Consider the following 10,566-nt stretch of genomic DNA (forward strand, 5'->3'; position numbering starts at 1 on the left):
TCACCCCACGCCGCCCCCAACACACCAACGTCCAACCCACCCGTCAACCGCAACACCAACGGCACGTTGTACGTAGCACCCCCACCCTCCAACCGACTCAGGAACCACAACCGCTGCTGGGCATAAGAAAGCGGGATCACAACGTCTCCTCAGACCTCGTTCTGGGCCGCAGCTTCGGCCGCGACGGCGCGGCGTCCGCGAGCCGGCCCGCCAGGGTTTCCACGGTGGGGTTCTCGAACAGAGTGCGGATGCCGACCTCGGCCCCGAAGGCGGAGCGGATGCGGCTGATCAGCCGGGTGGCCAGCAGCGAGTGCCCGCCCAGGTCGAAGAAGGAGTCGTCGGCGCCGACCTGCTCCAGGCCGAGTACCTCGGCGAAGAGGGAGCACAGCAGCCCTTCCCGCTCGGTACGCGGCGCACGCCCGGCCGAATGACCGGCGAAATCGGGTGCAGGCAAGGAACGTTGGTCCAGCTTGCCGTTGGGCGTCAGTGGCAACTCCGCCAACGAGACGAACGCCGACGGCACCATGTACCCCGGCAACCGCTCAGCCACATACGCCCGCAACGACGCGGCATCCACCTCACCCACCACATACGCCACCACCCGCCGATCCCCCGGCCGCTCCTCCCGCACCACCACCACGGCCTGCCGCACCAACCCATGACCCGACAACACCGCCTCAACCTCACCCAGCTCAATACGGAAACCCCGCACCTTCACCTGATGATCAACCCGGCCCACAAACTCCAACTCACCCGACCGGTTCCACCGCACCACATCACCCGTGCGATACATCCGCGCCCCAGGCGCCCCGAACGGATCCGCCACAAACCGCCCCGCCGTCAACCCCGAACGACCCACATACCCCCGCGCCAAACCCGCACCCCCCACATACAACTCCCCCACCACACCCACCGGCACCGGACACAACCCCGCATCCAGCACATATGCGGTGGTGTTGGCCATGGGCCCGCCGATGGGAGGCACGCCGGGGTAGTCGTACGAGGTGCGGACCGGGTGGCAGGTGGCGAAGGTCGTGGTCTCGGTGGGGCCGTACACGTGGACGACAGTGGTGCCCGGGCACTGCTCGGCCACCCTGCGCAGGGCCGCGGGCGAGCCCGCCTCGCCCCCGGTCCACACCTCACGGAGAGCAGCCAGCGGGTTGCCTTCCTCCTCGGCCAGCAGGTTGAACAGTGCGGTGGTGAAGAAGGCCGCGGTCAGGCCGGCTCCGGTGAGCAGCCCCCGCAGCGCGTTCACGTCCACCTCGCCCGGCGGCGCGATGACGACCTCGCCGCCCGACAGCAGGGGCACCCACAGCTCGTACGTCGAGGCGTCGAAGGCCAGCGGTGAGTGCAGCAGCACCCGGCGGTGCGCGCCGTGCGCGAAGACCGGGTCGGCCGCGAGCGCGGCGACGCCTCCGTGGGTCGCGGCAACACCCTTGGGGACCCCGGTGGAGCCCGAGGTGAACATGGCGTAGGCCACCTGTCCGCGGTGGGCGGCCAGGCCCGGGTCGTGGTCCTGGCCGTCGCTCGCGCCGGAGCCTTCGGCGGCCGAGAGCACCGTCATGCCGTCCGGGAGCAGCGGCTCCTGCCCCGCTCCCCGGCCGCGGACGCTGCCGTCGACGAGGGCGATGGATGCCCCGCTCTGCTCCACGGCCGTCCGCATGCGTGCGGCCGGGTAGCGGGTGTCGAGCGGGACATACATTCCGCCCGCCTTGAGGACGCCGAGGATGGCGGCCACCGCATCGAACGAGCGCTCCTGGAGCAGCACCACCGGGGTCTCGGTACCGACGCCCTCGGCGATGAGCCGGTGGGCGAGCCGGTTGGCCCGGCGGTCGAGCTCCGCATAGGTGAGCGTCCGGTCACCCATGCGCAGCGCGGGCGCGTCCGGGGTGCGGGCGGCCTGGGCCCGGAAGAGGTCGGTGAGAGAGCCGTCCGGGAGGGGCGCCCGGGTGTCGTTCCACTCGCGCAGGATGGTGCGGCGCTCGTCGTCGAGCAGGACGGGCAGCTCGCCGAGGGGCCGGTCGGGAGCGGCGACGGCTGCTTCGATGAGGCGGACCAGGCGGCCGGCGATGTCCTGGGCGGTCTCGCGGTCGAAGAGGTCCAGGGCGTAGCCGAGGCTGCCGTCGATGCCGTTCTCACTCTCCACCACGCTGACGGTGAGGTCGAACTTGGCGGCTCCTGCGCTGAGGTCCTCCACCTCGGTGGCCAGGCCCGGAAGGGCCGGGTCCACCGCGCTCTCCTGAAGGACCAGCATCACCTGGAACAGGGGATGGTGCGAGAGCGTCCTGGCCGGGTTGAGCACCTCGACGAGGCGCTCGAACGGCACGTCCTGGTGGGCGTATGCCTCCAGGTCCGTCTCCCGCACCCGCTCCAGCAGCTCGCGGAAACCCGGATCGCCGGAGGTGTCGGTCCGCAACACCAAGGTGTTGACGAAGAACCCGACGAGGTCCTCCAACGCCTCGTCGGTGCGCCCCGCCACCGCCGTACCGATCGGAATGTCGGTACCGGCACCCATACGGGAAAGCAACGCCGCAACCCCCGCCTGCACCACCATGAACACGGTGGCCCCGGTCTCACGGGTCAGTGTGGTGATCGCACGGTGCGTGTCCTGACCGATGTGGAAGAGAACCCGCTCGCCCTGGTGGGAGGCGATGGCCGGACGCGGGCGGTCGAGTGGCAGCTCGGTCACCTCCGGCAGCCCGGCGAGGCGTTCGGTCCAGTAGGCGGTCTGCCGGGCGAGCAGGCCGGTCGCGTCCTCGGGGTCACCGAGGAGCTGTCGCTGCCACAGCGTGTAGTCCGCGTACTGCACCGGCAACGGCTCCCACACCGGAACCGACCCCGCCCACCGCGCCGCATACGCCGACGACAAATCCCGCAACAACGGCCCAACAGACCACCCATCAGCGACTATGTGATGCATCAACACCAGGAGCGTGTGCTCCTCGGGCCCCGTACGGAACAACGACACCCGCACCGGCACCTCGGCATCCAGCACAAACCCATACCGCGCCGCCCCCGCAAGCACCGCCCCCAACTCCGCCCCCGACACCTCCACCACCGCCAGCCGAGAAACCCCCTCCCCCACCGGCACAACCCGCTGCCGCGGCACACCACCCACCTCCGGAAACACCGTCCGAAGACTCTCGTGCCGACCCACCACATCACCCCACGCCGCCCCCAACACACCAACGTCCAACCCACCCGTCAACCGCAACACCAACGGCACGTTGTACGTAGCACCCCCACCCTCCAACCGGTTCAGGAACCACAACCGCTGCTGGGCATAAGAAAGCGGGACGAGCTCGGGCCGCGGCTGCGGCTCCAGCCGGCACCGTGCCGCCTGCCCCTGCCGGCCGCCGGCTTCCCGTTCCTGGTCCGCGCTGTCCAGGTACGCGGCCACGCCCGCCACCGTCGGCGCTTCGAACAGCGCACGCAGGGGGAGTTCGGCGTCGAAGGCAGAGCGGACCCGGCTGAGCAGACGTATGGCCAGCAAGGAGTGTCCGCCCAGTGCGAAGAAGTCGGCGTCCGTGCCGATCCGGCTGAGGCCGAGTACCTCTGCGAACAGTCCGCACAGCGTCTCCTCGCGTGCGGTCCTGGGGGCGGGGCCCGCCATGGCCCGCTCGGCTTCCGGAGCCGGCAGCGCGGCGCGGTCCAGCTTCCGGTTGGCGGTCAGCGGGAGCTCGGGCAACAGCGCGACGGCCGCAGGCACCATGTAGTCCGGCAACCGCTCGGCGGCGTAGGAGCGGACGGCGTCCGGGGCGAGCCCGGGGGACGCCGGGACGGCGTAGGCGACAATGCGCTTGTCACCCGGCCGGTCCTCCCGTACGACGACCGCAGCCTGCTGGATGTCGGGGTGGGCCCCGAGGACCGATTCGATCTCGCCCAGTTCGATGCGGAAGCCCCGCACCTTCACCTGGTGATCCACCCTGCTGATGAATTCCAGCAGCCCCGAGCGGTTCCAGCGGGCCAGGTCGCCCGAGCGGTACATGCGCGCTCCGGGCGGCCCGAACGGATCCGCCACGAAGCGGCCGGCGGTCAGCTTCGGACGGCCGTGGTAGCCGCGGGTGACCAGGTCGCCTGCTATGTAGAGCTCGCCGGGGACACCGGCCGGCACGGGCTGGAGCCGGGCGTCGAGCACGTACATCCGGGTGTTCCAGATGGGCCGCCCGATCGTGATCACGCCGGCCGGCACCACGTCTCCCGGGGCGATCCGGTACTCGGTGCAGCCGACCGTGGTCTCCGTCGGGCCGTATTCGTTGATCACGGTCACGCCGGGATGCCGGGCCCGCCACTCGTCGAGCACCTCGCCCATCAACGATTCCCCGCCGAGGACCAGTTGGTCGGAGGGCGAGAAGTTGTCGGCGAGTTCGATCAGCAGCGGCAGATGGCTGGGGGTCGCTTTGACGAAGGTCGGCCTGAAGCCGTCGGCGATCGCGTCGGGCGGGGAATTCCCGTCCAGTTCCACCAGCTGGACGCAGCCGCCCGCGGTAAGCGGGGCGAAGAGGCCGGTCACCGTCAGGTCGAAGGAGACCGGGGAGTGCACCAGGGCACCTCCGGCCACGCTGTCGTAGGCCCGGCGGGCCCAGGCCAGGTAGCGGACCAGCGAGCGGTGTTCGACCATCACGCCCTTGGGCCGGCCGGTGGAACCCGAGGTGAAGATGGCGAAGGCGGCGTGGGCAGGGGTCAGCGACGCCAGGCGATCGGCGTCGGTGAGATTCCGGGCATCGATGTCCATCAGCGCCTTCGCCGTGTCCGGGGCATCGAGCACCACCTGGGACGGGGAGGCGGGCAGGTCACCGGCGAGTGCGGAGGTGGTGACGACGGCGACCGGCGCGATGTCGCTGAGCATGAAGGCGGTGCGGTCGGCGGGGTAGGACAGGTCCAGTGGCAGATAGGCGCCGCCCGCCTTGCCGACCGCGAGCAGGGTGGCGACCAGGTCGACCGAGCGGGGCAGCGCCACCGCGGCATACCTCTCCGGACCCACCCCCCGCCCGACGAGGTGACGGGCGATCCGATTGGCGCGCTCGTTCAACTCCCGGTACGTGAGGGTGACGCCACCGTGCTCGACAGCAATGGCGTCCGGCGTGCGGCACACCTGAGCCTCGAACAGCTCAGGCAACGTGGAATCAGGCACCGGATGCGCCGTGTCGTTCCACTCTTCCAACAACTGGGCACGCTCAGCCGGATCAAGGATGTCCAGACCACTGATGCCCCGGTCCGGGTCGGCGACGGCACACTCCAACAGGCGCACCAAGCGGGCGGCCAGCGCCCTGGCACTCTCCGCTTCGAAGAGATCGGTGGCGTACTCCAGCCTGCCGTCCAGGCCGGTGAGCACGCCGTCGGGGCCGGTCCGCTCCTGGAAGACGAAGGACAGGTTGACCTTGGCGGACTCCTTGTCGACCGTACTGATCTCGGCCGTCAGGTCCGGCATCCGGAACTCGATGCGATCGCTGCCCTGGAAGGTCAGCATGGTCTGGAACAACGGGTGGTAGGCGAGCGAGCGGCTCGGGTTGAGATGTTCCACCAGGCGGTCGAGAGGGATGTCCTGGTGGGCGAAGTCCCCCAGGTCATCGCGTCGTACCCGGCCGAGCAGCTCGCGGAAGGTGGGATCGCCCGAGGTGTTCGTCCGCAGGCACAGGGTGTTGGCGAAGCAGCCGATGAGGTCGTCCAGCGCCTCGTCCCCGCGGCCGGTCACCGCGGTGCCGATGGCGATGTCGGTGCCGGCGCCGAGACGGGTGAACAGGGCGGCCAGGCCCGCCTGGACCGCCATGAAGACGGTGGTGCCCATGCGGCGCGCGAGTGCGGTGACCCGCTGGTGCAGCTCGTCGTCGACGGTGAAGCGGACCACCGCGCCGTGGCCCGCCGCGACGGCGGGTCTGGGCCGGTCCGTCGGCAGTTCGAGCACCTCGGGAATGCCGGCCAGGCGGTTCTCCCAGTAGGCGAGAGCGTCCGGCGTGTCCTGACCGCCGTGGGTGTTCCCGGGCTCCGTGCCCGGGGTGCCGAGCTGCCACAGGGTGTAGTCGGCGTACTGGACGGACAGCGGCTGCCAGTCGGGGGCGGCGCCGCCGAGCCGTGCCGCATAGGCCGCCGACAGGTCACGGCTGAGGGGGGCGAGCGAGCCGCCGTCGGTCGCGATGTGGTGCAGCAGCAGGAGCAGTACGTGGCGGTCCTCGCCGAGCCTGAAGAGCACGATGCGCAGCGGTGCTTCGGCGGCGAGGTCGAACCGGTACCGGGCGGCCCTGGCGACCTCGCCGTCGAGCCCGCTCTCGTCGACGGACACGACCGGGACGTCAGGCCGCGCCTCCTGGGCGGGGAGCACCTGCTGGTACGGCTCGCCGTCGGCCTGGCGGTAGACGGTGCGCAGCGCCTCCTGCCGGTCGGTGAGGTCGGCGAGAGCGGCACTCAGGGCGTCCCGGTCGAGCGGACCGGCAAGGCGGATGGTGAGCGCGACGTTGTACGAGGTGCCGGTCTCCTCCAGCTCGTGGAGGAACCACAGCCGGCGCTGGGCGGCGGACAGCGGCAGGCGTTCCGGGCGCCGGGCGGGAACCAGCCGGGGACGGCCGGCGCCGGCGTCGTCGAGCCGGGCGGCCAGCGTGGCGGGGGTGGGGGCGTCGAAGACCGCGTTCACCGGGAGGCTCACCTCCAGCAGTCGGCGGATCCGGTTGACCAGGCGGGTTGCTTTCAGTGAGTGGCCGCCGAGCGCGAAGAAGTCGTCGTCGGTGTGGACCCGGTCGACCCGGAGGACCTCGGCGAACAGCCCGCACAGGATCTCCTCACGTGCGGTCCTGGGCCCCTGGCCGGCGGCGGTCGGGCCGTCGGCTGCGCACTTCTCCCCGGCGGTGGCGAGGGCGGCCCTGTCGACCTTTCCGTTGGGGGTCAGCGGGAGCCCGTCGACCCGTGCGATTCCGGCCGGTACCGCATGCGCGGGCAGCCGCGCCGCGACGAAGTCCCGTACGGCGGCCATCTGCGGGGAGGCGCCCGGGGCCGCGACCACATGGCCGGTCAGGAAACCACTGCGGCAGACGACGGCGGCGTGGAGGATGCCCGGGAAGTCCAGCAGGGCGGCCTCGACTTCCGCGGGCTCCACCCGGAAACCGCGTACGGTCATCTGCGCGTCGAGGCGGCCGAGGTACTCCAGCGTGCCGTCGGCACGCGGCCGTACGTGATCGCCGGTGCGGTAGAGGCGCACACCGTCGCGGTCCTCGGCGGCTGCGGGTGCGGGGCCGCTGCCGGAGCCGGGCTGCGGCTGGTCGAGGTGGTGAGCGAGGTGGCGGCTGCGCACCACCAGCTCGCCGTCCTCGCCGGCGTCGCACACCGGAGCGAGGGTGCCGTCCGCGCCGCGTACCAGCAGCTCGACGCCGTCGATGCCGGTACCGAGCGGAACGCCGGCACCGCCCCGGGGCGCGAACGGCTCCCGGCCGGGGTCCCGGGCGGTCAGGACCGAGACTGCCTGTGGGGTCTCGGTGGTGCCGTACATGTTGAGCACCCGGCTGTGGGGAGCGGCAGCCGCCCAGGAGTCGACGAGGCGCCAGGTCGTCGCCTCGCCGCCGAAACCGGTCAGCCTCAAGGCGGGCCAGCCGCCCGCAGGGGCGCTGTCAGCCAGGACGTCGCCGAGGCCGGGGGTGAGGTGGGCCACGGTGATGGACGCGTCGGCGAGCCACTCCGCCACCTTCGGGGCCTCGCGCACCTCCGCGTCGGGGAAGCAGATCGTGCCACCGACCCAGAGGGCGGTGAACAGGTCGCGCAGCAAGGGGTCGTGTCCGAGGCCGGACAGGACCGCGAACCGGTCGCCGGGGCCGAGACCGAAGGCGGTGGCGTACCAGTCCAGGAAGTGCTCGACCGCATCCCAGGTTCCCCGGACCGCACGGGGGCGACCGGTGGTGCCCGAGGTGAAGACCAGGTAGGCGGGGTGCTCGGGGTTCGGCTGAGTGGTCAGGTCTGCGGTTGCCCCGCCAGTTTCGCGCGCACCCGTCACGTCACGTGTATCCGCGCTCAGTACCGGACCGTCGGCCAGCCCGGCCGGGATTCCGTCCGGAACGCAGGAGATCCAGGCCGACGGCCGCGCCTGCTCCCGGTACTGGCGAAGGCGCTCCAGTGGGTATGCCTCGTCCAGCACGGTGAAGGCCGCGCCCGCCTTCGCCACCGCGGTCAGCGCCAGGGCCAGCGCGGGGGCGCGCCGCGCATGGACGGCTACCGTGTCGCCGGCGGCCACGCCTGACGCCCGTAGCCGTCCGGCCAGCCGGTCCGTCTCCGCCGCGAAGTCCTGATAGCTCCAGCGGGCTCCGTGACCGGTTACCGCGAGGTGGTCCGGCGTGCGGGCAGCGTGCGCTGCCAGGCGCTGCAGCAGACCGGCACCCGGCATCCTTCCCTCGGACGACGAGAAGTTCCGCACCGCCATACCTGCCATGGATCCGACTCCTCAATTCGCCTGCCGGCGGTCCGCTCGCGTCGGACCTGAACAAGCAAGGTAGGGAGTGGGTATTTCAGAGCTCTATTGAGGCCCTTTCAGGCAATAAGGCCCGCTGTCCGCAACGGCAATAAGCCACCGATAAGCACCTGCTATACCTTCCGGCTGTCGGTGGTGCCGACGCACAGCCGAGAGGAACAGATGACGACCCTGCCCTCCAGGAAACCAGCGGGGCAACCGTTGCGGGACTTCTGGAACGGCCCGCCCGGGTCCCGGATCCGGAGGTGCCCGTGATGAGCTCTGCCCGAGCTGTTACCGACGTCCCCTGGCTGCGCAGCCTGCGCCGCGTACAGAATCCGCGCGGGCGGCTGGTGTGCTTCCCGCACGCCGGCGGCGCCGCCAGTTTCTTCCGCGAATGGCCACAGCGGCTCGCTGGGGACATAGAAGTCCTCGCGGTGTGCTATCCCGGCCGCGAAAGCCGCATCAACGAACCCTGCGTGAACGCCATGGAGGATCTCGCCGCGCCCCTCACGGACGCGCTGGCACCATTTCTTACGGAGCCGACTGCATTCTTCGGGCACAGCATGGGAGCCTCGGTGGCCTACGAAGTCGCACGGCGCCTGTCGGCCGGCGGCCGTCCCGGCGCGGCCATGCTGCTGGTCTCGGGGCGCGCGGCCCCGCACCGTCTGCGCCCTTCCGCTCTGGGCTCCCAGCCGGACGATGACCTGATCGCCGACGTGCGCCGCCGCGGCGGGCCGCTGGCCGCAGCCCTGGACGTCCCGGACTTGCTCGAACTCGTTCTGCCCTCGATCCGGGCCGACTACCAGCTGGTGGACTCCTATGCCTCCGAGGCCACCCTGCATCCGCTCCAGGTGCCGGTCACCGCGTACTACGGCGAGGGTGACGTCGACACCCCTGCGGAGTCCGTTCTGGCCTGGGCCGACGTCAGTGGCGGCCCCGGACGATTCGCCTCCCGCGCGTTCCCCGGCGGCCATTTCTTCCTCGTCCCGCACGCCGCCGACGTGCTCGGCGACATCCATACCCACCTCGCCCGAATGACGGCAGCATGACCACCGCAGTGCGATGCGGTGCAGCGGCAGGAGTGGGAGGAGCCGTTCGTGACAGTGGGCACCCGTCTGTGCACCGGTGCAGAGATCCTGGCCGTCACCGATGACCTTTGGACCAGGAGCGTCATCGGCCCGTCGTGGTCCGGGCCCGGGTGGCTGATGCCCGGTGCCGCCTGCTACGGCACCGGTACCGCTGAGGAACCGGACGGGTGCCTCACCGCAGTCGGCGACCCGCACGCCGTCGCCGATCTCGTCCGCCTGCTGCTCGCAGAGCGGGCCGAGCCCCCGTATCTCCTCACGGTGCCCCGCGGAACCCAGGTCGAGGGGGCCGAAACCGCCGCGGCGCAATGGGAGGTGCTGTCCCTGCACCACGCCCCGCCGCTGCTGCCCGCCGAGGGGCAGGTCGTGCCGGTGGCCGGGGAACCGAGCGCGGAGATCACCGCGCTGCTCACCGCGGCCAGTCCCGAGCACTCCGTACGCCCCGGAGCGCCCGACGTCGAGCTCTGGGCGGGTGTCCGTGACACCAACGGTGCGTTGATCTGCGGGGGAGCCATGGTGCGCAAGCCGGGCGCTGCGCTGTGTTCCCTCGCCTCGATCGCCACCGCGCCCGCGTACCGGGGCCAGGGGCTGGCAGCGGGAGTCACCGCGTGGCTCGCGCGGCAGGCCCTGGAACGCGAGCCGTCCGGCTGCCTGCTGGCTCTCGATTCCGCCAACCATGGCGCGAAGCGCGTCTACGAGCGTCTGGGATTCCGCACGGTCCGGGAGTTCAGCACCCTGGAGTTCGACGTCTGGTGAGACGCACAACCGGCCCGCGCGCTGGTTCCTGGCCTGCCGTCCTCACCCCCGGCCTGCCCCTCGTCGGCGCTTCGTCGCGTCCCGATCAGGTCTCCCCCGCCGACTGCTGCACAGGTCGATTACCTCCGTGTCCCACGTCCAACAGGGCGGACAAGACCTTGGACGCAACGGACCGGGGGGGGCCCGGGGGCCCCCCCCCCCGGGGGGGGCCCCCCCGCGGGTGGGGGGCGCGGGGTGGGCGGCTCGGCGCGTGGGGCTCGCGGGGGGGAGCGGCCGGGGGGGTGGTGCGGGGGGAGA

4 protein-coding genes are annotated in these 10,566 nt (G+C 71.5%); 2 read left to right on the plus strand and 2 right to left on the minus strand.

Annotation, left to right across the window (positions count from 1 at the left end):
* Both ACFWWQ_RS23140 and ACFWWQ_RS23145 read right to left on the minus strand, forming a co-directional pair.
* Nucleotides 1-140 (minus strand): condensation domain-containing protein (locus ACFWWQ_RS23140; protein WP_384599368.1); only part of this gene is annotated, 140 nt, incomplete at its 3' end.
* Entirely contained in the window at nt 137-8,407 is an 8,271-nt protein-coding gene (locus ACFWWQ_RS23145) for an amino acid adenylation domain-containing protein (RefSeq protein ID WP_384599216.1), read from the minus strand. The genes ACFWWQ_RS23145 and ACFWWQ_RS23140, both read right to left, overlap by 4 nt.
* 293 nt (nt 8,408-8,700) lie before the next feature.
* Between ACFWWQ_RS23145 and ACFWWQ_RS23150 the strand changes: the two genes are divergently transcribed.
* Both ACFWWQ_RS23150 and ACFWWQ_RS23155 read left to right on the plus strand, forming a co-directional pair.
* Nucleotides 8,701-9,477: a thioesterase II family protein gene (locus ACFWWQ_RS23150; protein ID WP_384599219.1), complete on the plus strand. Its 777-nt coding sequence runs from the start codon at nt 8,701-8,703 to the stop codon at nt 9,475-9,477.
* A 48-nt stretch (nt 9,478-9,525) separates the two neighbouring features.
* Nucleotides 9,526-10,269: a GNAT family N-acetyltransferase gene (locus tag ACFWWQ_RS23155; RefSeq protein ID WP_384599222.1), complete on the plus strand. Its 744-nt coding sequence runs from the start codon at nt 9,526-9,528 to the stop codon at nt 10,267-10,269.
* The last annotated feature ends 297 nt before the right edge of the window (nt 10,270-10,566 follow it).

It is taken from the genome of Streptomyces sp. NPDC059080, assembly GCF_042739975.1.
Lineage (GTDB): Bacteria > Actinomycetota > Actinomycetes > Streptomycetales > Streptomycetaceae > Streptomyces > Streptomyces benahoarensis.

What these genes read in the sequence shown, in the direction of transcription:
- ACFWWQ_RS23145 (WP_384599216.1), bottom strand. Translation starts at nt 8,407, where the DNA reads ATGGCAGGTATGGCGGTGCGGAACTTCTCGTCGTCCGAGGGAAGGATG.
- ACFWWQ_RS23150 (WP_384599219.1), top strand. Translation starts at nt 8,701, where the DNA reads ATGAGCTCTGCCCGAGCTGTTACCGACGTCCCCTGGCTGCGCAGCCTG.